This window comes from Rickettsia finnyi, assembly GCF_049668125.1.
Taxonomy (GTDB): domain Bacteria; phylum Pseudomonadota; class Alphaproteobacteria; order Rickettsiales; family Rickettsiaceae; genus Rickettsia; species Rickettsia kotlanii.
On the sequence record NZ_CP187160.1, the window covers coordinates 698,621 to 720,373 of the forward strand.

Sequence of the window (21,753 nt, forward strand, 5' to 3'; positions counted from 1 at the left end):
ATATTCAGCTAATTATTTATATAAAAAAGATCTTCTCTTAATATATCTTTAAGCTGACTTAGTTTTTCTATATTAGCTAAAATAATACCGCCAATTCTTGGATGTATAGGATCTAATAAAATATCCTTTATCATAACATGTATCTAAAAATTTTCTATATTCCGTAATAAATTTTTCAACAGAAGAAAGGTCTAAGCCTAAGGTATATTTAAGGTTTGCATAAACATAATTTATATTTTTTTATTGAGTGGTTTAGAATTTTTTATAGAGATTGGAACGGTATCATATCCGCCGTCGCAGAACGGTTGGCATTTGATGATTCTTTTAAGGGTAAGCCACAAGCCTTTTATGCTGCCGTGCATTGATATAGCTTCTTTGGCATATTCAGAACAAGTGGGGTGAAACCGGCAATTATTGCCAAATAGTGGAGAAATGAAATATTGATAAAATCTAAGTAATAATAATAAGATTCTAGTCATTTTGAAGCTTGTCTATTATGTTTTCCATTTTTTCTTGATTTAGATCTTCATAATAATCGTCATTAATCTGTACGACCGGAGCGTTAACGCATGCTCCCAAACATTCTATCTCGCTTAAAGTAAATTTTTGATCTTCAGTAGTTTCTTTGAGTTTTACCCCTAATTTCTTTTCGCAAATTTTCATTATATCATCACTACCACGCAGCCAGCAAGGAGTAGTAGTACATACTTGGATATGATATTTACCAACTCGCTTTAAGTTAAACATAGTATAAAATGTTGCAACCTCATAAGCCCGTATATAAGGCATTTCTAACATATTTGCGACATATTCGATAGCAGGAACAGGTAGCCAGCCGCCGTTTTGACGTTGTGCTAGATCAAGCAGCGGAAGTATTGCACTTCTTTTTCCATGCGGTGGATATTTTTTTATAATCTCTTCTGCTAGATTTAAATTTTTCTTATCAAATGTAAAATTTGTAATTTTTGTATTCATATATTTTTAGTACGGTATAGTTTTATGTCATTCCTGCGAAAGCAGCAATCCATAGAACTATTCAATTAAATCTTTCCATTCAGGATTAGTTTTTTCTATCAGTTCTATTTTCCAACTACGTTGCCATTTTTTTTAAGTTTTTTTCTCTTGTAAATGCTTCTTGAATATCAGTAAATTCTTCTGTATAAACAAGCTTTATAATATTATTTTTTGAGGTAAAACCTTTTATTATTTTTTGTTTATGTTCATAAGCACGACGTATTATATTATTAGTAATACCGATATAAAGTACCATTATTAGAGCATCATATATATACCCAATACATTTTTTGTTTTTTAGTTTTATTTTATGGATTCCTGCTTGCGCAGGAATGACAAGAGCAACGCGAGTACAAGCCACGGCATGACAAATATATTACCTATCTATCTCACCAAATACTATATCAAGCGTTGCAATAATAGTAATAACATCTGCCATTAAATGACCTTTAGACATAAAATCTAGTCCTTGCAAATGAGCAAAGCCGGGTGCTTTAATACGACATCTATAAGGTCTATTACCTCCTTGCGAGTATAAATATACACCAAATTCGCCTTTAGGGGCTTCTACGGCTTTATAGGTCTCGCCGGTTGGGACGTTATATCCTTCCGTATAGAGCTTAAAATGATGAATCATTGCTTCCATAGATTCTTTCATTTTGGCTCTTGTCGGTGGTATTAATTTAGGATCATCGGTTTTAACTGCACCTTTCGGCATTTTTTCTATACATTGCTTGATTATCTTGATTGATTCGTACATTTCAAGTATACGAACGAAATATCTGTCGTAACAATCACCGTTTTTGCCGATTGGTACTTTAAAGTCCATTTCATCGTAAACGTCATAAGGGTTTGACTTGCGTAAATCCCAAGCTATACCCGAACCTCTAAGCATTGGTCCTGAAAACCCCCAGTCCATTGCCTCTTTTTGAGACACAACGCCGATATCTACTAAACGTTGTTTCCATAATCTATTTTCATTTAGTAGACTTTCAATATCGTGAAGTTTAGGAGGAAACTGTTCTATAAACTTATCTATATCCTCAAGTAAACCTTCAGGTAAATCTGCTGCAACCCCGCCCGGTCTAAAGTAGTTTGAATGCATACGAGAGCCGGAAACATGCTCGTAAAATTCCATGATCTTTTCTCGCTCTTCGAAGAGCCATAATAAAGGAGTAGTAGCACCGATATCTAAAGCTTGGCTGCCAATATTCAAAGTATGGTTCAAAATTCTTGTTAGTTCTGAGAATAGTACCCTGATAAACTGAGCTCTTCGTGGGACTTCGCATTCTAATAACGACTCGACCGCTAAAGCAAATGCATGTTCCTGACACATCGGCGAAACATAATCAAGACGATCAAAATATGGTATAGCCTGCAAATATGTTTTATGCTCAATAAGCTTTTCCGTACCACGATGAAGTAACCCAATATGAGGGTCGGCATTATTTACTACTTCCCCGTCCATCTCAAGGATTAACCTTAAAACTCCGTGAGTTGCCGGATGCTGTGGACCAAGGTTTAGAGTTATAGTTTTAGTGTTGTTAGTCATAGTATTTTTCCTACTGTTACCTAGTGCGCTTGCCCACGGGGGCCAGTCTTTTTTATTTTTTCTGGATTCCGCAATCAAGGCATAGGATGACATTCATTTTATTTCTGGATTCCTGCTTTCGCAGGAATGACATCGGTTGCCTTCTCATCACCTGGCAATACATAACTCGGGCTATGCCAGTGCGAGCTAAAATCAAACTCACGATATTCTATGTCTAAATCGACCGGTTCATAAGCTACTTTCTTTAGTTTCTCATCATATTTAACTTGTGTATAGCCTGTTAACGGGAAATCTTTACGTAATGGATGCCCCTCAAATTCGTAATCGGTTAGTATGCGTCTTTTATCGTTATTACCCTCGAAATTTATTCCGTACATATCATACACTTCACGTTCATACCAACAAGCGGCACTAAATATATTCATTGCTGAAGGTATAGTTTCTTTTTCAGATATATATACTTTTATTATAAGACGCTTATTTAATTTTAAGCTTAATAAATTATATACTACTTCAAACCTTTTATAGTCAATTGATTTGGACTCGCCTACATTGTTGCTTGTCGCTCTCCTATGAGTTATAGGCTTCGCACCTTGCTCCTTGTAGCCAAGCCCAACTGAATTGACTACGTTATTCTGAGGAAAATCAGCCCCAAATAAATCAGTAAGTAAAGTGAAGCGTAATTCTTCCGATTCTTTTAAAGCTTTTAAAAACGGCAATAAAAAATTCGGCTCAATTTTATAAGCTAAGTAATCTTTAACCGTGATCGGAGTTATTAAAATGCTAGATTTAGCTGCAAGTCTTTCAATGAGTTTGTCTAGCGTCATACTTAAAACCTGTAGTGCTTTTAATTTTTTTCTGTAACTGCATAAGCCCATAAATTAATGCTTCGGCGGTAGGAGGGCAGCCAGGGACATATACATCAACCGGTACAATTCTATCACAGCCACGCACTACCGAATAGGAAAAGTGGTAATAGCCGCCGCCATTGGCACAGCTACCCATTGCAAGTACCCATTTAGGTTCAGCCATCTGATCATATACTTTACGTAGAGCCGGTGCCATTTTGTTAGTAAGCGTTCCTGCAACTATCATAAGGTCGGACTGTCTTGGACTTGGTCTAAATAACATACCGAAGCGATCCATATCATATCTACTTGCTGCTGCCTGCATCATCTCAACCGCACAACAAGCAAGCCCAAAAGTCATAGGCCATAAGGAATTAGCTCTCGCCCAGCCTATAACGTTATCAACTTTAGTGAGTAAGAATCCTCTATTAGAAAGCTCATTACTTAATAATGCGTCTTCTTGATAAAAATTATTTTTCATATTACTACCAGTCTAAAGCTCCTTTCTTCCATTCATATATGAACCCGATAATAAGTATAAATAAGAAAAACATCATTGAGAAAAAGCCTATTTTACCTATCGTATTAAGACTAATAGCCCAAGGCACTAAAAATGCAATTTCAAGATCAAAGATAATAAATAAAATAGCAACTAAGTAAAAATGTATGTCAAATTTTGATCTTGCATCGCTAAAAGGCTTAAAACCGCACTCATAAGGTTCTAGCTTATCTTTATTATATTTTTTTGTCGATAATAGGTTAGGTAGAATCATTATTAAACCGGAAACCAATACCGCAATACCAAAAAATATAGCAATCGGTAGATATTTTTGTACAAGTTCTGAGTTTTGTAGCATATGTTTTTTATTATATTTTTCCGTTATTGCAAGAAGAATTGCACAGTAATTCAACAAAGCAATCTCAGGATATTTGATGAGATTGCCGTGCAGCCTACGGCTGCTTGCAATGACGTAGATTTAATGACACTTAACTCTATATTTACCTCAAATAGCATCAATTATCAATGACAATATCAGGTTTAACTAGTAGCTTCATTAAAACTAGTACCCAAATACCGCTTGATATCCACCATATCTGCCAAATATTATATGAAATCATGCCGATAATATAGTAATTTATAAAACATGCATAGGAAATTGCCTTGAAATTTTTATTTTCGAGATTACTAATTTGTTTGAGATATTTATAAACTAAGCATAAAAATAATATTAAACCTATTATACCGAGTTCAAGAGTAATTTGTAATATATTATTATGAGGATGAAGCGGCAAAGGATGCCATTTTTCTCCGTTGTAATCGATCATTTCACTATCACCAGCTTCGATATATTTAGAAGAAGCTAAGCCATAGCCTAAAATCGGCTTTTCAATGATTTTGTTTGCGACGAAATGCCAAATAAATAAACGATGAGCAGCGGAAGGTTGTGTAGCTAAATATTTTTCAGATAAATCTCGTGGTTCTATTTGTTTAGCTATCACAGGAAATAGTAACGAGCCGGTAATTAAACTTATTGCGATTAATTTGAAAAATATCGGCTTCATAAATCTTGTTAAAATAAATATTACTCCTCCTATACCGAAGCCTAAAAAACTTGCTAAACTATCGGAAATACTTAGTAAATAAAGCACTAATATATATAGCATTAAGGCATGTCGTTTTTTACCGTTAGAAAGTAAAATTATAATCGCTACCCAAGCGGTAATTGAAAGTAAAGCACAACCACGATCTAGCATATATAAGCTAAAACTAGCTTTGAATATTCTTGTTAAAAATCCATGAGAAGAATATTCGATGAAGAATAATAATATTGCTGTGAGAATCCCGAATATTAAGGCTTTTTTAAGCTGTAAGCGATTTTGAAAAGGAGCAGAATTACTAACTGCAAAGCCAAGAAATAAGAGTATAAAAACTTGAGTAAAAGTAGCTAAGCTATTAATAAGATGCATTGCGAATAAACAAGATATAAAGCACCAAGCGGTGAATAACATTGTTATCCTGTGAGCTTGTAGCGGGATCCAGTCTTTTTTCATTTTTTGGATACCGTGGTCAAGCCACGGTATGACATTGTTACTGGATTGCCACGCTCCTTTCAGTCGCTCGCAATGATGATTAATACCTCGTAGGAGTGATATAAGCAAAAAAATTGTAATAGTAGTTGCAGCTGATAAGCCCGCCAGCATCCCAAGGCTTGGAATTAAAAATATTAAACTTGAAATTAAATATTGCATCTAAAAACAATCTTTAGCAAAAATTTCGTAGATTGGGTGTTCAAACGTTGAAAGTGAAATGCTTGAAGAAATCATCCATCCTTGAAAGAGTACATTAGGATCTTCGTCTATTTTATATTCCGTTATGGTCATCAACAAATAATTATCTTCATTATATGGATCAAGGTTTTTTATACATTTGTGCAATTTGATTTTTATATTACCGAAATATTTTTCTTCCCCGACTTTAAAATCTATCTCTTCAGAAGTAGCAGTAATGTTATTTAGAGCAATAATTTTGCCATTTGTATAATTCTTAAACTCAGAACTATCATTATCATTTGAATTTAAAATAGGATGATTGTCATCAAGAGGGATAAATACGTCATTTTCAATATCTTCGGTTGTAGTAACCGACTCTAAATTTTCTGCGAATATAGGAAAATTAATGCATATAGTAATGATAAAAATAATTTTTAGTAATTTCATAGATAAATATATTATTTTTCAAAATTATATACTATAGGGGATTAATGGCAATGATAATTTATGATAAGGTTTTAAGGTCATTGTGAGCGATTTCAAGGAGCGTGGCAATCTCAGGAATCTTGCCTAAGATTGCTTTGTCAAAACTTACAATACAATTTTTTCGCGCAATGACGATGTAGGTACAATATGCTCCACTCTAAAGCACTCTTAAATTCTATTTTACGACAGGATTTTCATAGTTTTATGATTAAGGTATTTAATACTATTAATCCTGGAGCGGAGTATTATCCAAGTAAGCATATAAGAATAATTACCGATTATTTAAATGCCGTGCAAAGCGGTGATATTAATCGTTTAATAATTAATATACCGCCAAGGAGCTTACAATCTATTTGTGTTAGTGTTGCTTGGCCTGCTTATTTATTGGGGGTTAATCCTGCCAAAAGGATTATGGTTGCCAGCTATTCTCAAATACTTAGCATTAAACACTCACTAGATTGTCGGTTCATTTTAAATTCTGATTGGTATAAAGAACTTTTCCCAAGTACTATCCTTAGTAAACCCCATAATCAAAAAAGTAAGTTTTTAACGACAGCTAATAGCTTTAGATTTGCAAAATCGGTTGGAGGATCAGCAACAGGTGAGGGCGATGATATCTTAATTATCGATGATTCTCATAACCCCACGCAAATTCATTCTTATAAAATATGTAAGAAAGTTATAGATTGGTTTGAGCAAACTTTTGTTAGCAGACTAAATAATCGTAATAAGGGAGCGATAGTTTTAGTTATGCAGCGTCTGCATATGGATGATTTATCCGGTTATCTACTTAATCATAGCAATTCATGGCATCATTTAAAAATTCCGGCGATTAGCATTCAAGATTACTCCTTTAAATTAATGAATAAAGAATATCAATATCTTAGTGGTAAAGTATTAGACAGTTATAGAGAACCTCCTGATTGTTGAATGAAATTAGAGCAGGAAATAGGTAGCTATAATGATAATGCTCAATATTTACAAGAACCGATAGCACAAAGGTCATCGTTACTGAATATGGAAGATATTAGCTTTTATGAAAATCTACCTTCAAGATTTGATTATTTGGTGTAAAGCTGGGATACGGCAATTAAGATTTCTGAAGATTCCGATTAGATTATAGTGTTTGTACTATATGAGGGATTCTTGAACAGAAATATTATCTAGTATCATTAGTACGGAAAAAATTGATTATCCTGAGCTTAAGAATTTGACGGAAAAATTAGCTAGAGAATATCAGCCAAAATTTATATTAATCGAAGATAAGGCAAGTGGTCAACAATTGATTCAAGGTATAGGATTTTTAGGTGGTAATATTAGAGTGATAGGGATTAAGCCAAGCTTTGATAAAGTTACAAGATTCGCCTCGGTAGTTCCTTTATTTCAATCAACTAGTGTTCTAATACCTAAACAATCAAGTATAATTTTAAAGGAATTACTGAATTTCCCCCATATTAAAAATAATGATATAGTAGATTCAGTTAGCCAGTTCTTGAATTTTATGAAGGATTAGGAGTTTGATATAAAAATAGTTGCTTTTTTGTATGGATGTTGGTAGTATTTATGTCATTCCTGCAAAAGCGGGAATCCAGTAAAAATACAATTATCCGTTTATGGATTCCTGCTTTTGCAGGAATGACATAGGATTGTGGTATGACCCTGATTAGGCTGGGTAGCAAAGTGGTAATGCCGTGGACTGCAAATCCTCTATTCGTCGGTTCGATTCCGACCCTGGCCTCCATTATAGAAATTAAAACATCTTATGGAATTTATTGCGCAATTCCTAGAAATGCTTTTAGCTGAGAGAGCATTGTCAAAAAATTCCATACTTAGCTATAAGCGTGACTTATTCGATTTTCAAAATTATCTTGCTAAACAAAAATTATCCGAATTAAATATTACTACTGAGAATATTAGAGACTGGATTGAGTATCTAGCAAATAATGATTTGCAAGCACGCTCAATCAACAGAAAAATCTCAACTATAAAAAGTTATTATGAATTTTTAATTAGCGAAAACCATACCGCTTTTAATCCGGTTCTTAATGTAGATTTGCCCAAATATCAAAATAAACTTCCCGAAATATTATCTATAGATCAAATTAAATCATTACTTGAACATTGCTCTCAAGATAATTCTCCTGAAGGTATCAGGCTTAATGCTATGATTCATTTGCTTTATGCTAGCGGTCTTAGAGTCTCGGAGCTTGTTAGTCTTAAGCTTGCTGATATTCTGACTAATAAAACGTCTAAAGGAGAAGTAAGAAAAATATTTTCGGTACTTGGTAAAGGTAATAAGGAAAGAGTCATAGTAATAAATGAACAGGCAGTTATCAGTATTGCTAAATATCTTGCAATTAGAGATGTTTTTGTGAATAAAGTTAAACCAAGAAATCTAATTTATTTATTCCCCTCATCAGCTTTAGCTGGTTATATGACTAGACAAAATTTTGCTATTCTATTAAAATCTGCTGCCCTTTATGCAGGACTTAACCCTGAGTATATTTCTCCGCATATATTACGTCACAGTTTTGCAAGTCATTTGCTTGAGGGCGGAGCAGATTTAAGAGTAATTCAAGAGCTGCTTGGTCACGCTGATATATCTACTACCCAAATATATACTCATCTTCAAACTAATCATCTCAAAAAAGCATTGTTGCATCATCCTCTCAATAAAAATTAATTTATCTTAATCTTCTATAAAGTACTTGTTAATATTTCTTAACTAAATATAATACTCCTTTTTAATGTAAGGAATAAATTATATGAAGCTAAAAGACATTATGATCTCTTGTATTAGTAAACCTAGAGACATTGAAAAAGAATATTCTAGATTAGCTCAAAAGAAAGAATCCGGATACAATGTTTATGCCGGGTTAGGATGCAAAAATCAAGAAGTAGAATTTAGCAACTATTATGAGTTACTTAAAAAAATTCAACTAGGAGTAGTAACTTTAGAAGTGCTAGAAAATTTAAGGAAATTAAAAATAGATGATAAAAAATCTTTTCTAGCAGATGCAGAAGAGATGATATCTAACCATAGGTTACATGAGCTTAATGCAGAAATAATGAAACATGCTTTAGATTTAGTTGATTCTAAAGATGCAGCTTTTTTACTTCGTAGAACAAAAGAGGATAGTATATTTCGAGATCTAATATATTTAGAAGCAAAAGAAAACAGGTTTACTGTAGAAATTGATAAAAAAGGAACTTTGAAAATTAACTTTCCTAGTGGGATACTTGAGCTTTACAAGTTATTAATTAATAATTTCTATTTGAAAAAATTTGAGGATGAGGAATTGCAGAAAAAATTATATCAAGAATTATTACCTGATTTCAAAATTCCTTTTGAAGAACTAATTGAAAAAAAGGAATTGCAGAAAAAATTATATCAAGAATTATTACCTGATTTCAAAATTCCTTTTGAAGAACTAAATTTTTTTGAAAATTTTATTGAATGCTTAAAAGAATGTTATATTAAAAATAGTTTAGCACGAAGCATAATGAGTTTATTTGTAAGTAGAGATATTAAAGAACATGCTGTATGTGAAGAATTACTTGAATTAGATACATTTAAAAAATTATTTGAGGCAAAAATGTCATTATATGGAACTTCTGCTGATTCTAAATTATTAGTGGTTGATTATGTATTAAATGATGTACAAGGTGTTTATATTAGCAATTTAGCATCTTCAAATATTTTAGATTTAGTAATGCATAGTCAATCAAATAATGAAACAATAGAATCAATAGAAATTTTGGGTAATAGCCAAGAACCAGTATGACTTGTTAGATACTGTTTTAAAGTTTTGATTATAAATATAGTAAAAACATCTATAATTTAATCTATCATTAATATTTAAATAATTATAAGTGAGATTAATACTAAATATGGCTACAAAAAATAAAAAAGAACCAGTGAATACTGAAACAAAAAATTTAGCAAATTTAGTTATCCAAGAAATAGGTGACAAAAATTTTGATTTTGGTGTTTTGCAAAAGATGCAGCAGGCTTTTAGTACTGCAAGTAAGCAAAAACAAAGAGAAGCTTTTATAAGTTTGTTAGATAAAAAGCTTAATAAAGAGCAATTACATAAACTCAATCAAGCAATAATGGAAAATGCAAATGAATTAATGCCGGATAACGATCCTAATTTCGTTTGTCGTACTCCTAATAATAAAGTTTTTCAAGAAATATTATTATTGGAAGCAAAACGCTCAGGTATGAAAGCAAAATTTAATGATAAAGGAGAATTACAATCTCTTGATGTACAAGATATAACACAGGAAATATTAGATCACTATCGTGTTTTACAAGAAAAATTTTATCCCAAAAGAGATTCTAAAGATTTGATAGATAGTAGAATAGCTCAAAGTATTAATTTTTTATTATATGCTCCACTTTTCCGAGAATCAGATATATATACAAAATTAGGTTTAAAATCTGCTGAGATAGAGCGAGAAATACAAGATCCTAACGGTAAGTATGCTAAACAATTAGTAGATGCTAAAATAGGAACTAATATAAATTTTAATACCAAAGAAAATTTAGAAAATAAAGCACATGAAGGAAAAGAAACTAAGATATCTTCAATAATTGAAAAAGCAATAACAAAACTCAAGAAAGACAAAAAAGTCAATATTAAAGATAAGAGACAAGGAGAAATAAAAAGGCATTTATCTAAATCCTTAGAAGGAGCTTCTGATTATATATTAACATTCAAAAAAAATGATTTAGTAGATGTAATATATCAAGGATTAGATAAAAGACAAACTTGGTGGTCAAAGATTGTTAATTATATAGGTATAAAATCATATTTCATTTCTAAAGAAAATCTTGAGAAAATAGGCACAATAATAAATAGTGAAATGAAAAATTCTCATACTCCTTTAAAGATAGAAGTACAAGAACAGTTAAAACAAATCTCAAAAGAGTTAAATAGATTAAAGAATCCGACATTGCCGTTAGAGGCTAAAAAGGTGCAGGCAAAATCTAACAAACCGCCTGTTCCTCCAAAACCTGAACACCTCAAAAAAAGAAATCATGGATTGTGATGATTTTGTTGTGTGACTTGAAAAATGCAGTTGTCATCCCGTGATTTATTCACGGGATCTAACTTAAAATACTAATATTATTAGTATTTTTTATTGTTTTTATGGACCCCGTGGTCAAGCTACGGGGTGACACAGTGGATTTTATTGGTCCACACAAGCAAGTCTTTTGCGGGGATGACATTAATGCCTACAATAATTTATTACTTCCCATAATATTATAACCGCAATCTACATAATGGATTTCACCGGTAACACCTTTAGATAATTCACTAAATAAATATACTGCTGCTCCTCCTACATCTTCTTGGGTAGTATTACGTTTTAATGGTGCGGTTGCAGCGTGAGATTTAAGCATAGTACTAAAATCACCTATTGCACTCGATGCTAAAGTTTTGATAGGTCCTGCCGAAATAGCATTTACCCTAATATTATTTTCTCCCATATCGTTTGCTAGATATTTTATACTAGCCTCAAGAGCAGCTTTGGCTACTCCCATAACGTTATAATTAGGTATTACTTTTTCAGCGCCGTAGTAAGTTAATGTCACAATGCTTCCGCTGTCATGCATTAAGGCTTCTGCGGACCTTGAGAGTTCTAAAAGAGAGTAACATGATATATGTAAAGAATTATGAAAATTTTCTAAGCTAGTATCAACATAACGTCCTTTTAATTCATTTTTATCGGCAAAAGCCATACCGTGAAGTAAGAAATCGAAGCTACCCCATTTCTCTTTTATATCATCAAATAAATTACTAATTGATTCTGGCTTCGTAACATCAAGTTCGCTAACAAAATTACAACCTATTTCTTCAGCGAGTGGTTTAACTCGTTTTTCTAGTACTCCCGATTGATAAGTAAACCATAGCTCTGCTCCGTGTTTTTTAGCAAGCTGTGCAATCGCCCACGATATTGACATATTATTTGCAATACCTGTAATTAAGCCTTTTTTTCCTTGTAGTAATCCTGTAGTCATTTATTTAACTCATTATATTAAAACTTGCTGAAATGATAGCATGATGTATTATTTTGTAAACAAATAATCGATAAAAATGTATAAACCTAAAATCATATGTTTACTGCTAGGGATATTAAGCGGTTTAGTTTTTGCTCCAACTTTCTTTATGCCGGCATTATTAACATTATCTTACTTATGTTATATAGTTCAAAAATCCAAAAATTGGCAAGAAGCCACAAAATTTGGTTATTTATTCGGTTTTGGGCATTTTTTAAGTGGAATATATTGGATAAGTATCGGTGTTAGCGTTTATATTGCAGATTTTTGGTGGGCAATTCCTTTTGCGTTATTTGGACTACCTATAGTTTTAGCTTGCTTTATATCGGCAAGCTGCACACTTAGTTTTTTTGCTAAAAATAATAAATATTACCAATTTATATTCTGTTTATGTTGGGTATTATTTGAGTGGGTACGTTCGTGGATTTTTACCGGTCTTCCTTGGAATTTGATCGGTTATGCTTTTTCGTTTTCAGATATTTTAATACAGCCTTTAAGTATAATAGGGATATATGGGCTTAGTTTTATAGTTATATATATTTCTACATCAGCTTATCCTTTTTTTAGCAAGCAATTTACTCAGTTAAAAATATTACTAGCTAGTTCAGTCCTAGTATTAACCATAATTGTCATTTACGGAGCAGTAAGGCTAAGTAATAACCATACAAATTTCACTGATATAAAAGTACGATTAGTGCAACCTTCAATACCTCAAAACGAAAAATGGAATGAAGAAGAATTTTGGCATAATTTAATGCTACATATTAATTTATCGGAAAATTTGGAACCTACCGATTTAATTATTTGGTCTGAGGCAGCATTAGTAGTACCTGATGATATACCGCAAGTTAAATCACAATTATTAAAAATGCTAAATTCTACAAATGCTATTTTGATAACAGGAGGAATTTCAGATAATAAAAAACAAGGTGATGAGTTTGAACTTTACTCAGCTATGTATGCTCTTGATAAAAATAATCATAAATTATTTGAATACCATAAATCACATTTAGTACCTTTCGGTGAGTATATGCCCCTTAAAAAGATACTACCGTTTAAAAAATTAACTCATGGTTTAATTGATTATAAAGAAGGCAACGGAGGGCTTGTTTATCTTGAAAAATATAATCTTAAAATTAAACCTTTGATTTGTTATGAATCTATTTTTCCTGATTTTGTACGGACGAATAATGAAATAGCCGATGTAATAATTAATATTACAAATGATGCATGGTATGGTAAGTCAAGCGGTCCATATCAGCATTTTTATATTAGTAGAAGTAGAGCCGTAGAGAACGGTTTACCTATGATTAGAGTAGCGAATAACGGTATTTCAGCTATAGTAGATCCTTTTGGCAGAACAATAAAAAAACTAAATCTAAATGAAATAAATTATACTCAAAGTTTAATTCCTAAAAAACTAATCTCTCCCACTATATTCTCGCAATTCGGTAATGTTACTATTCTATTACTCATTGTTTTTATACTTTTAATTAATTATTTATTAGCCTTGATTTTTGATAACCAAAGGGTTTTAGCATTATTATATTAAATTTTTAATAAAGTTGTTTGATTAAATATAAAGTAATATATACTACATTTAAAGTTGAATAGCATTTATTAATAATTAATTTTAATAATTAACGCTTATTGTTAAAATGAATGATTCAATAAAACATCCAGACAAACTTGCAAGTGAACGTTTAAAAGAACGGTGTCTTGCTGTAGGTATTAACCAAAAAGAATTAGGGTAAGCTTTAGATATTAGTGCTCTCCAAGTTAAAAAATATGAAGAAGGTTTAAGTAATATACCTATAAGTAGGTTATATGTTTTTGCAAAAGTTTTAAATACGCCTTTAAAATATTTCTTTAATAGTTCTGAAGCAGAAAAGTTAAAAGCTGACGATGAAAATACTCCTAATAATAAAATTGAATATCTATTCAAAGAAATAGAAAGTGATTTCTTAAATAATATTGCTGAAGAAGAAGGGCAATATGAACATGACGTCTCTTTTGATTATAAAGAATTATCAAGGACTATGGAAAGAGCACTTTTATCGTTAACTAGAGCATTTACTAGAGTACAAAATCCAAATAAAAATAATCATTGAACTTGTCAGATCAGTATCGATACCTTGTGAATAATATTTAAATTTTCATTGACTTAGCATTACCAAAGTATTAATTTTTGTTCAGGTTTAGTAAATTCTGAATCGTCAACAATTATTAAATATATTGGAGGAAGTTTATGAGTAAAAGTAAGGCTATTGAAAATAACGGTATTAGTAATACCAATAGTCCAAACGGTAAATATATGGCTCCAAGACCGGAAGGAGTAAAACCTACCTGTGTAGTAATTACTTATTCTGTAATCAATGATATTAAGGCTGTTCGTGAAGTATTGGATGAGCGAGGTGCAAGTGTTCATTACATCATTGATAAGGATGGGACTCAAAAAGAATATCATAATGATTTAACAGATCAAGCTTTTTATGCAGGCAAGAGTAGTTGGAAAGGAGAAGTAGGTGTTAATAAGTTTGGTATTGGGGTCATGCTTATTAATGATGCAAAAAGTGATTTTCCTGAAGAGCAAATAGGGAAATTAAAAGAATTTCTTAAGGATGTAGCAGCAAGATATCCAAATTTAGATTTAAAACATGATTTAGTCGGTCTTGGTGAAGTAACTGTAAACCGAGAAGGAAATGCTCATATAGCTCCTGGATCAAAATTTCCTTGGAAAGCATTAGCTGAAGCTGGTTTTGGTAGATATTTTGAGACTACGCAAGAGCAAAAGAGTAAATTATTATTAAGTCTTGATAGTACTGGAGAAAAAGTTAATACTTTACAGGAAAATTTAAAAGAATATGGCTATGGAGTAGAATCCACAAGTACATTTGATCAATTTACTCAGCAAGCAGTTAGAGTATTTAATGATCGTTATGGTACAGGTTTACCAAACGAAGAGCCGCCTGTAAGTTGGACTGAAGCAGGTCAAGATGTTCTATCGCAATTACTAGGGCAAACGGTATTAGAACAAACAGAAAATGCATAGTTTAAGAAATGAATTCCTTTTTCATTTTGCAAGCCTTGCTGCCTGGGTACTGAATCGTCATTAAGAAGATGAATGGCTTGTTTAGGTCATTCCTGCGTGGATCGATTCCACCCCTGTTATCCCGCGACTTGATCGCGGGATCCAATTTAAAATACTAAAAATTTAGTGTTTTTAAGTTACTTTTATGGATACCGTGGTCAAGCCACGGTATGATACAAAATACATTTTGCGATCCACGCAACAATGTTATGCGGGGGTGACATCGAGTAGGTTTTTTGTAGCCGTGCAACAACTTTATGCAATAATAACGTTTCGCAAAAGCAGTCATGACAGAAGTATAGGCTATCTCAAGTAATTCTTTTAGGCAATACTATTTATTGGTTATTGACATAATCTTAAAATGGTGCTAAACTTAAAAATTAATAGGCTATCTGTAAATAAGTTTTCATTGGTAATTTAAAGAGCTTTTTTACTGCAAATTGATAAGATTTTTGAAAAAATATTACTTTATATTTCAAAAAAGTCTTACAATTTGCAGTAAAAAAGCTCTTTAAATTACCAATGAAAACTTATTTACAGATAGCCTCTAGGTAGAGCTTTCTTGACTATGTTAGCTTCTAGTCAAAGAAAGATAAGTTTTTTATCTTTACTTTATATTTCTACAGTTAAAAATATTTATGATATCTTTAAGGGTTAATAGTTTAATACAAAATTGGCGTTGGCGTAGATAATTTTTTGCGTTTATGTGTTTGCTATATGCAAATTTAAATTTTGATTATTAAATTATAACTTATAACAGGATATTAAAATGTTTATCTCTAATATTTTTCAAAAATTTTTTTCTTTTCTTTTTGTTTTATTCATCACAGTTGCAGTTTATGCGGGTCAAAAAAAAGTAGCAGTCATTGTTCCACTTGAACATGCCGCAATGACTGAGATTATATCAGGAATTAAAGAGTCGTTAAAAGATATAGATGTAGAAATTATAGTTAAAAATGCTCATGCTGATTCTAATATTTTACTTGCCATTATAAAGCAAATAACAGCTCAGGATATTGATGTAATAATTCCAATAGGCACGACAGCCAGCCAAACTGTTATTTCTCATATAACAAATAAACCAATTGTTTGTGCTGCTGCTATGATTAATAGTAAAAACCTACCTTTAGTTACCGGTGTTAATGATGAGATAAAAATCACTGACACTATTAGTAAATTACCTTTTTTACAGAATATCACTTTAATTTATAGCAGTAGCGAGAAAGTTATACCTGAAGTCGCAATGTTAAAATTATATGCTGAACAAAACAATATTTCGCTGCACACGGTAATGATACAAAATTTCAATGATATGCCTATGGCTGTAAAAAATGCTCCTGAAAATACGCAGAGTTTTATAATTTTGAAAGATCATTTAATAGTCAGTGGGATTAATATTTTAAAGCAAGAAGCATTTAAACGCCGTATTCCGATAATTGCTTCCGATGAAGGTTCGGTAATTAGCGGGGCAACTATTGCGGTAGGAGTACAAGAGAAGCAAATAGGCGTAGAAGCAGGTTTAATGGCAAAAAAAATCTTACAAGGAATAGAACCAAAAGATATTCCATTTGGGGATATGAAAGACTTAACTTTATTTATTAACCTTAAATCATTTGTTAAACAAGATATTCTTACTAAAGAAAATTTATCCATACTTCCTTTCGCGCGTAAAGAACTTGAAGAGTAGTAACATGAACATTTTAGTTACTGCTCTTGAGCAATCCTTAATAATGCTGCCGCTTATTTTAGGGATGTATATAAGTTATCGGATTCTCAAAATTACCGATCTTACCGTAGACGGTACTTATGTACTTGGTGCGGCAGTGTTTGCCCGCAGCCTTTCATTTGGGTTATTTCCTGCATTAATATTTGCCGTAATAACAGGCGGAATTATAGGCAGTATAGTTAGTTTTATGCAGAAGAATAACCGAATTAACGGGCTTATAGCCGGAATACTTGCAAGTTTTATGCTTTATTCGGTTAACTTACAAATTATGCAGCGTCCTAATATATCAGTTCTTGGTATGCCGACTCTATTATCTATATTAGATCTTGAAAATTGGTTAATACCTTTAGTAATAATTAATTGTCTTATTATATGTTCAGTTATAATTTTATTAAAAGGTAAGCTCGGTTTATTTCTTCGTGCTTTTGGTTTTAATAAAGATTTATTGATTAATTTAGGAAAACCTGTCGAGCTTTACCGTACTATCGGTTTTAGCATAAGTAATTGTTTGGCTGCTTTAACCGGTACTTTATCTGCACAAGTAAATGGTTTTGCCGATATTAATATGGGTTTCGGGGTGGCACTAGTCGGTATCGGTGCAATTGTTATAGGGCGTCATATTTTAATCCATGCTAATAATTTTAATGCGTTTAAAGAGATATTTTCTTGTTTGATAGGTATATTATTTTACTTTATTGCTCTAGGCTTTTTACTCCGAATTGGCATTGATCCCATAAATCTTAAGCTTATTTTAGGGATAGTATTGTTTATTTCGTTGGGTTCTGTAAAAAGAGAGGCTTTATGAAACCTTATTTATATGCAGAAAATATACAGTTCAAAGTTAAAGAAAGAACTGAACCTATAATTGCTGAAACTACTTTAAATATTGCTAAAGAAGAGTTTGTTGTAATATTGGGTCATAACGGTAGCGGTAAGTCTACTTTAGCTAAAATACTTGCTGGCTATTTAAAACCTACTAGCGGGAAAGTGTGTCTAGATCAAGTCAGAATCGATAAAATACCTAAAGGACAAAAAGCTTCTACATTAGTTACATTAACACAAAAAGCTGAAGAGAGGCTATTTACCGAGCTAACCCTTGAAGAAAATATCATTTTGTGGGAAAGTAGATTCTCTAGTAATAAACGGTTAACAAGTAGCGAGTTGTTAGAGCTTACAGGGGCGCCTAAACGCTTTTTGCCTTTACTTTCACAGCCATTAGGTAAATTTTCCGGTGGAGAAAAGCAGATTATACTGCTGGCACTTAGCATAGCTCATCCACCTAAAATATTATTTCTAGACGAACATACGGCAAATTTAGATCCGAAAGCTTCTTTAGAAGTGATGAAAAAAACAGCAGAGATTATAGAGAAACATAAGATAACTTCCGTTATGATCACGCATAATTTAGAAGATGCCGTAAATTACGGCACAAGGCTTATAGTCTTAGATAGTGGTAAGGTAGTACTAGACTACCTAAAACCACCGGGTTTTTCTTTAAAAGAACTTAAAGAGATTTTAAATTAGAATTGAATATCTGCACCTATCTGTCCGGCTAATTCAGTACCGAAAGAATATTCACAAATATAATCTATTAGCTCACTTTTTACATTCTCATTAGTAGTCTGATAAAGAAGCACGAAATTAATAATATCATCCTTATTTTTCCTATTGTAAAGGCATGTCTTCAATTCAGCCGATAACTTTTTTTCTGTTGAAGTTGATGGAGCCGGTACTATAGGGGGTGCTACAGGAGTAACTAATGCTGGAGCTGCTAAAGGATTATTATCATTAACATTATAATTTAAAACTTTTTCTATTAACTCTGCTCTTGTATCTTCATGAAGACTAATCTCAATTAATGTATTAATAATGCCATCTTTATCTTCGCTGTTTTTAAGACGTTGCATAACATCTTTTGATAATTTTTCGTAAACCCTTCTTCATTCGGTAAATTATAATTATAATCATTAACATCCATGTCTTTATAATTGTTGGCTGATTTTGCACCCAAGTATTTTTGTATGGTGTTAATTTTTAATTGTTCATTAATATGAGAATTATATTTTTTAATGCATAAACTATCTTTTCTTTATCAACACCTATCTTTACAAGTTCTGCTATACTGCGATCGAATGGATTACGCAATAGAACGCCTTGTCCTATATCGGCACCTTTAGATATTAACTTCTCAAGTAACCATTTATCTCTTGATGTGAGTTCGTGATTAAAAACTGACTCACCACACGCATTAATATTAAGATTAACGTTATTATTTAAAAAGAAGTCCAGTAACGTTTTATTTTGACTTGATTCATGCTTTAGTAGCAAATAGAAAAAAGGTGTGTCGCCATAATTGTCTACTGTATCAATTGCACTGCCGGGTTGTAATAAAATTTGAGTTATTTCGTGCTGTTTAGAATAAGTTGCATAATATATAGGTATACGTCCCTTTCCATCTTTAGTATTAACATCCACATTTTTTTTCAGTAAAAAGCTTCTTATTTCCTATTGTTGCCGCCTAATGTATAGGTGAGTATAGATATTCATGCTCAACTTCAAAACTTGTCCCTTTGTCTAATAAAATTTTAGCTATTTCTTGAGTGCTTGCATAAAATAATGCCGTATTTCCTTTTTCATCCTTAGCATTGACATCATGACCTTGCTCAATTAATTTTTGAACAATATTTGTATTCCCGGCTGAGACTGCTATACTAAACGGTGTACGGTTGTCTTCAGCTTCAATTAAGGTGTCATATATTTCAGGGTTTGGTGCACGTACATTGTCCTCTGCTGCTATTTCTGTAGAAGTAGTGGTTGTTACTGGTATTTTTCTTCATCTCAGCAAGCTTTTGTTCTGCTTTGAATTTAGGCAGTGCTGAGCGTGCATTAGCGGAATCAGTTAGTATTTCTTTAATTTCTGATTTAGATGCATAATCTATAGTTTTTTTCCTTTAGCATCTAAAGTATTAACATCAGCACCTGGTGAAAGTAAAAGTCTAACATTATTTACATGTTCTAATACGTGCTGCATTATGTAAAACCGTAAGTCTGTAATTAGCATTATTTATTGGTTGATTCATCATATAAATATTCCTTTATGTTTAAATATTATTTTGTCGTGCGAGCATTATACATAATATTTGAATTTCTGCAAGCTAATAGTTAATTTTTAATTATTAATTAATAAAATTTAATGTTTGTAGTGATGTTATTTTTGCGGAAGCAGGAATCTAGAAAAAAGCGAAATTATTTGAGCTTTTAATTGTAAAAATTTAGTATGTTTATACTTTTTAGTGACTGAATTCCCGCTTCCGTGCATAAGTATCAAATTAAGAGCAGTCTTACTCAATGTTATACCCATGAAAGCGGGTATCCATAAAATGACTGTCACCCCGTGGCTTGGCCGCGGGGTCCAGAAAAAAATTAAACAAGACTGGATCCCGCGATCAAGTCGCGGGATGATATTAGAGGTTAATGGATTCCTGCTTTCGCAGGAATGACATAGATTCTTAGTTGACACTCATGCGTTTCCGCAGGAATGGTATAAGAATTAAGCAATATCGCCTGTTAGTTCAGTTTCAAAAAGATTAGCTGAATCATAAATTATTTGCTCTGCAGTTTCAGTCCAATAAGAGGTTGTTTTGGTACTTTTCATATCAAATGTGATATTTAGTTTTTCCTCTGTTGCTTTACTTGTTGCTACTTCCTTTAATATAATATCACTACCCGTGATTTTAAAACTAGGATGTAAAGATAAAAGTGTCTTGAATGCTTTATATTCTAAGGATTGTGTATCGTTGTTAAAAAATGCGGCAATACTTTCAATCTTTTTTGTAAAAGTAGGATCTTCAAATATTCCTAATGAAGTAATTGGGGAGTGAAAATATGGAAGGTTATTATCCATTTGATATTTATATTCATCATAATTCTTTTTTAAAAAACCTTTGTATTTATTGTAACTGTCTATAAAATTTTTATTTCCTGTTTTATTGTCTGAGTTAACTATCGCATCTTTAAGAAAGTTATTTACTACTTTATGATGAATATCATTTGAATATTTGAGTTCAAATATGGCTTGAGGTCTTACCTCATCAATATTCACATTATTAATAGTTAAAAAATTATTAGAGATATTATTAAAGGTTAGTGGTTTATTATAAGTTAATAAAGATTTAAGTATAATCTCATTATTTACATTGAAATGCTCAAATGTCCAAACTCTTTTAGGAGGGTTATTGTTATCTACTATTATTTCTGCGCCATGTTGAAGTAAAATCTCAATTAATTCTTGCTTTTCAATTGGTGTGATGGTTTGACTTTGCATTATGCTTGTTAAAGGAGTAAAACCAAAATTAGCATCAGTACCATTGTTAAGTAAAAGCTCGGCAGCCTTAATATTTTCATCAAATACTGAAGAATATAAAGGAGTAAAGCCGTAATGATTGTTTATTTCTAAATCAATATTAGTAGCATTTTGAAGTAAAAATTCCATTTTATCTATAGAATTAAATGATATGAGTTTATGTAAAATCGTTTGTCCGTAATTATCCTTAATATTAGGACTAGCATTATGTTCAAGTAATAATTTAGCTCTGTCCATATATCCTGTAAATAATGTATGGTGTAATGCTGTTTCGCCACGTGCATTTTTGTGTTCGTCAAGGTTAACACCTTTTGTTAATAAGCTTGAACTTCGCT

At 31.9% G+C, this 21,753-nt stretch carries 24 protein-coding genes, 1 tRNA gene and 3 pseudogenes; 12 read left to right on the plus strand and 16 right to left on the minus strand.

Annotated features, from left to right (window positions below):
* Window positions 1-8 precede the first annotated feature (8 nt).
* From ACPKKV_RS03865 to ACPKKV_RS03910, 10 genes and pseudogenes are all read right to left on the minus strand, one after another.
* The gene (locus ACPKKV_RS03865; protein ID WP_424492206.1) at window positions 9-134 is read right to left on the minus strand and encodes a hypothetical protein; all 126 of its coding nucleotides are present in this window, start codon (window positions 132-134) and stop codon (window positions 9-11) included.
* A gap of 96 nt (window positions 135-230) precedes the next feature.
* Window positions 231-479 carry a membrane protein insertion efficiency factor YidD gene (yidD, locus tag ACPKKV_RS03870; RefSeq protein WP_392506286.1) on the minus strand — a complete coding sequence of 83 codons (249 nt, stop codon included), beginning with the start codon at window positions 477-479 and terminating at the stop codon, window positions 231-233.
* Window positions 472-975: an NADH-quinone oxidoreductase subunit NuoE gene (gene nuoE, locus ACPKKV_RS03875; protein ID WP_392506288.1), complete on the minus strand. Its 504-nt coding sequence runs from the start codon at window positions 973-975 to the stop codon at window positions 472-474. Before nuoE ends, yidD begins: the two co-directional genes overlap by 8 nt.
* A 57-nt stretch (window positions 976-1,032) precedes the next feature.
* Window positions 1,033-1,301, minus strand: a pseudogene (locus tag ACPKKV_RS03880) (GIY-YIG nuclease family protein).
* Between the two features lie 89 nt (window positions 1,302-1,390).
* Window positions 1,391-2,566 (minus strand): NADH dehydrogenase (quinone) subunit D, encoded by a 1,176-nt coding sequence (gene nuoD, locus ACPKKV_RS03885; RefSeq protein ID WP_392506290.1) that lies wholly within the window; start codon window positions 2,564-2,566, stop codon window positions 1,391-1,393.
* A 98-nt stretch (window positions 2,567-2,664) separates the two neighbouring features.
* The gene (locus ACPKKV_RS03890; RefSeq protein ID WP_392506292.1) at window positions 2,665-3,393 is read right to left on the minus strand and encodes an NADH-quinone oxidoreductase subunit C; all 729 of its coding nucleotides are present in this window, start codon (window positions 3,391-3,393) and stop codon (window positions 2,665-2,667) included.
* Entirely contained in the window at window positions 3,371-3,895 is a 525-nt protein-coding gene (locus ACPKKV_RS03895; protein WP_392506294.1) for a NuoB/complex I 20 kDa subunit family protein, read from the minus strand. Before ACPKKV_RS03895 ends, ACPKKV_RS03890 begins: the two co-directional genes overlap by 23 nt.
* Before the next feature lie 4 nt (window positions 3,896-3,899).
* Window positions 3,900-4,271, minus strand: a complete 372-nt coding sequence (locus tag ACPKKV_RS03900) for an NADH-quinone oxidoreductase subunit A (RefSeq protein WP_392506296.1) — start codon at window positions 4,269-4,271, stop codon at window positions 3,900-3,902.
* Window positions 4,272-4,428: 157 nt separating this feature from the next.
* Entirely contained in the window at window positions 4,429-5,664 is a 1,236-nt protein-coding gene (locus ACPKKV_RS03905; protein ID WP_410528168.1) for an O-antigen ligase family protein, read from the minus strand.
* Window positions 5,665-6,132 (minus strand): DUF2155 domain-containing protein, encoded by a 468-nt coding sequence (locus ACPKKV_RS03910; RefSeq protein ID WP_392506299.1) that lies wholly within the window; start codon window positions 6,130-6,132, stop codon window positions 5,665-5,667.
* A 243-nt stretch (window positions 6,133-6,375) separates the two neighbouring features.
* Between ACPKKV_RS03910 and ACPKKV_RS03915 the strand changes: the two genes are divergently transcribed.
* The 7 genes from ACPKKV_RS03915 to ACPKKV_RS03945 all read left to right on the plus strand — a co-directional run bounded on the left by ACPKKV_RS03915 (window position 6,376) and on the right by ACPKKV_RS03945 (window position 11,226).
* Window positions 6,376-7,101 carry a hypothetical protein gene (locus tag ACPKKV_RS03915; RefSeq protein WP_392506301.1) on the plus strand — a complete coding sequence of 242 codons (726 nt, stop codon included), beginning with the start codon at window positions 6,376-6,378 and terminating at the stop codon, window positions 7,099-7,101.
* Window positions 7,102-7,245 carry a hypothetical protein gene (locus tag ACPKKV_RS03920; RefSeq protein WP_392506303.1) on the plus strand — a complete coding sequence of 48 codons (144 nt, stop codon included), beginning with the start codon at window positions 7,102-7,104 and terminating at the stop codon, window positions 7,243-7,245.
* Between the two features lie 136 nt (window positions 7,246-7,381).
* The gene (gene terL / locus ACPKKV_RS03925) at window positions 7,382-7,684 is read left to right on the plus strand and encodes a phage terminase large subunit (protein WP_392506305.1); all 303 of its coding nucleotides are present in this window, start codon (window positions 7,382-7,384) and stop codon (window positions 7,682-7,684) included.
* Between the two features lie 153 nt (window positions 7,685-7,837).
* Window positions 7,838-7,912, plus strand: a tRNA-Cys gene (locus ACPKKV_RS03930).
* Window positions 7,913-7,933: 21 nt separating this feature from the next.
* Window positions 7,934-8,854: a site-specific tyrosine recombinase XerD gene (gene xerD / locus ACPKKV_RS03935; protein WP_392506307.1), complete on the plus strand. Its 921-nt coding sequence runs from the start codon at window positions 7,934-7,936 to the stop codon at window positions 8,852-8,854.
* Between the two features lie 82 nt (window positions 8,855-8,936).
* On the plus strand, window positions 8,937-9,956 hold the full coding sequence (locus ACPKKV_RS03940; RefSeq protein WP_392506309.1) for a DUF5410 family protein: 1,020 nt from the start codon (window positions 8,937-8,939) through the stop codon (window positions 9,954-9,956).
* A gap of 106 nt (window positions 9,957-10,062) precedes the next feature.
* Entirely contained in the window at window positions 10,063-11,226 is a 1,164-nt protein-coding gene (locus ACPKKV_RS03945) for a DUF5410 family protein (protein ID WP_392506310.1), read from the plus strand.
* Between the two features lie 187 nt (window positions 11,227-11,413).
* Here the strand turns inward: ACPKKV_RS03945 and fabI are convergent, their stop codons facing one another.
* Entirely contained in the window at window positions 11,414-12,199 is a 786-nt protein-coding gene (gene fabI, locus ACPKKV_RS03950) for an enoyl-ACP reductase FabI (RefSeq protein WP_392506311.1), read from the minus strand.
* A gap of 76 nt (window positions 12,200-12,275) precedes the next feature.
* Here fabI and lnt point away from each other — a divergent pair, with 76 nt between their 5' ends.
* The gene (gene lnt, locus ACPKKV_RS03955) at window positions 12,276-13,790 is read left to right on the plus strand and encodes an apolipoprotein N-acyltransferase (protein ID WP_392506313.1); all 1,515 of its coding nucleotides are present in this window, start codon (window positions 12,276-12,278) and stop codon (window positions 13,788-13,790) included.
* Between the two features lie 81 nt (window positions 13,791-13,871).
* On the opposite strand, the gene ACPKKV_RS03960 is transcribed toward lnt, so the two are convergent.
* Window positions 13,872-14,183 (minus strand): hypothetical protein, encoded by a 312-nt coding sequence (locus ACPKKV_RS03960; RefSeq protein WP_392506315.1) that lies wholly within the window; start codon window positions 14,181-14,183, stop codon window positions 13,872-13,874.
* A gap of 303 nt (window positions 14,184-14,486) precedes the next feature.
* Here ACPKKV_RS03960 and ACPKKV_RS03965 point away from each other — a divergent pair, with 303 nt between their 5' ends.
* From ACPKKV_RS03965 to ACPKKV_RS03980, 4 genes are all read left to right on the plus strand, one after another.
* Window positions 14,487-15,290, plus strand: coding sequence for an N-acetylmuramoyl-L-alanine amidase (locus tag ACPKKV_RS03965; protein WP_392506317.1), 804 nt, complete (start codon window positions 14,487-14,489; stop codon window positions 15,288-15,290).
* An 808-nt stretch (window positions 15,291-16,098) separates the two neighbouring features.
* The gene (locus ACPKKV_RS03970; RefSeq protein WP_392506319.1) at window positions 16,099-17,016 is read left to right on the plus strand and encodes an ABC transporter substrate binding protein; all 918 of its coding nucleotides are present in this window, start codon (window positions 16,099-16,101) and stop codon (window positions 17,014-17,016) included.
* 4 nt (window positions 17,017-17,020) lie between these two features.
* The gene (locus ACPKKV_RS03975; protein ID WP_392506321.1) at window positions 17,021-17,860 is read left to right on the plus strand and encodes an ABC transporter permease; all 840 of its coding nucleotides are present in this window, start codon (window positions 17,021-17,023) and stop codon (window positions 17,858-17,860) included.
* Window positions 17,857-18,579 carry an ATP-binding cassette domain-containing protein gene (locus ACPKKV_RS03980; protein ID WP_392506323.1) on the plus strand — a complete coding sequence of 241 codons (723 nt, stop codon included), beginning with the start codon at window positions 17,857-17,859 and terminating at the stop codon, window positions 18,577-18,579. The genes ACPKKV_RS03975 and ACPKKV_RS03980 overlap by 4 nt, the downstream gene beginning before the upstream one ends.
* A gap of 79 nt (window positions 18,580-18,658) precedes the next feature.
* Here ACPKKV_RS03980 and ACPKKV_RS03985 read toward each other — a convergent pair.
* The 4 genes and pseudogenes from ACPKKV_RS03985 to ACPKKV_RS04000 all read right to left on the minus strand — a co-directional run.
* Window positions 18,659-19,066, minus strand: a pseudogene (locus ACPKKV_RS03985) (hypothetical protein).
* Between the two features lie 23 nt (window positions 19,067-19,089).
* Window positions 19,090-19,530, minus strand: coding sequence for an ankyrin repeat domain-containing protein (locus ACPKKV_RS03990; RefSeq protein ID WP_392506325.1), 441 nt, complete (start codon window positions 19,528-19,530; stop codon window positions 19,090-19,092).
* Between the two features lie 43 nt (window positions 19,531-19,573).
* Window positions 19,574-19,813, minus strand: coding sequence for an ankyrin repeat domain-containing protein (locus ACPKKV_RS03995; protein ID WP_392506942.1), 240 nt, complete (start codon window positions 19,811-19,813; stop codon window positions 19,574-19,576).
* A gap of 792 nt (window positions 19,814-20,605) precedes the next feature.
* Window positions 20,606-21,727, minus strand: a pseudogene (locus tag ACPKKV_RS04000) (ankyrin repeat domain-containing protein); the annotation flags it as partial.
* Window positions 21,728-21,753: the final 26 nt, after the last annotated feature.

What these genes read in the sequence shown, in the direction of transcription:
- ACPKKV_RS03865 (WP_424492206.1), bottom strand. Translation starts at nt 134, where the DNA reads ATGATAAAGGATATTTTATTAGATCCTATACATCCAAGAATTGGCGGT.
- yidD (WP_392506286.1), bottom strand. Translation starts at nt 479, where the DNA reads ATGACTAGAATCTTATTATTATTACTTAGATTTTATCAATATTTCATT.
- nuoE (WP_392506288.1), bottom strand. Translation starts at nt 975, where the DNA reads ATGAATACAAAAATTACAAATTTTACATTTGATAAGAAAAATTTAAAT.
- nuoD (WP_392506290.1), bottom strand. Translation starts at nt 2,566, where the DNA reads ATGACTAACAACACTAAAACTATAACTCTAAACCTTGGTCCACAGCAT.
- ACPKKV_RS03890 (WP_392506292.1), bottom strand. Translation starts at nt 3,393, where the DNA reads ATGACGCTAGACAAACTCATTGAAAGACTTGCAGCTAAATCTAGCATT.
- ACPKKV_RS03895 (WP_392506294.1), bottom strand. Translation starts at nt 3,895, where the DNA reads ATGAAAAATAATTTTTATCAAGAAGACGCATTATTAAGTAATGAGCTT.
- ACPKKV_RS03900 (WP_392506296.1), bottom strand. Translation starts at nt 4,271, where the DNA reads ATGCTACAAAACTCAGAACTTGTACAAAAATATCTACCGATTGCTATA.
- ACPKKV_RS03905 (WP_410528168.1), bottom strand. Translation starts at nt 5,664, where the DNA reads ATGCAATATTTAATTTCAAGTTTAATATTTTTAATTCCAAGCCTTGGG.
- ACPKKV_RS03910 (WP_392506299.1), bottom strand. Translation starts at nt 6,132, where the DNA reads ATGAAATTACTAAAAATTATTTTTATCATTACTATATGCATTAATTTT.
- ACPKKV_RS03915 (WP_392506301.1), top strand. Translation starts at nt 6,376, where the DNA reads ATGATTAAGGTATTTAATACTATTAATCCTGGAGCGGAGTATTATCCA.
- ACPKKV_RS03920 (WP_392506303.1), top strand. Translation starts at nt 7,102, where the DNA reads ATGAAATTAGAGCAGGAAATAGGTAGCTATAATGATAATGCTCAATAT.
- xerD (WP_392506307.1), top strand. Translation starts at nt 7,934, where the DNA reads ATGGAATTTATTGCGCAATTCCTAGAAATGCTTTTAGCTGAGAGAGCA.
- ACPKKV_RS03940 (WP_392506309.1), top strand. Translation starts at nt 8,937, where the DNA reads ATGAAGCTAAAAGACATTATGATCTCTTGTATTAGTAAACCTAGAGAC.
- ACPKKV_RS03945 (WP_392506310.1), top strand. Translation starts at nt 10,063, where the DNA reads ATGGCTACAAAAAATAAAAAAGAACCAGTGAATACTGAAACAAAAAAT.
- fabI (WP_392506311.1), bottom strand. Translation starts at nt 12,199, where the DNA reads ATGACTACAGGATTACTACAAGGAAAAAAAGGCTTAATTACAGGTATT.
- lnt (WP_392506313.1), top strand. Translation starts at nt 12,276, where the DNA reads ATGTATAAACCTAAAATCATATGTTTACTGCTAGGGATATTAAGCGGT.
- ACPKKV_RS03965 (WP_392506317.1), top strand. Translation starts at nt 14,487, where the DNA reads ATGAGTAAAAGTAAGGCTATTGAAAATAACGGTATTAGTAATACCAAT.
- ACPKKV_RS03970 (WP_392506319.1), top strand. Translation starts at nt 16,099, where the DNA reads ATGTTTATCTCTAATATTTTTCAAAAATTTTTTTCTTTTCTTTTTGTT.
- ACPKKV_RS03975 (WP_392506321.1), top strand. Translation starts at nt 17,021, where the DNA reads ATGAACATTTTAGTTACTGCTCTTGAGCAATCCTTAATAATGCTGCCG.
- ACPKKV_RS03980 (WP_392506323.1), top strand. Translation starts at nt 17,857, where the DNA reads ATGAAACCTTATTTATATGCAGAAAATATACAGTTCAAAGTTAAAGAA.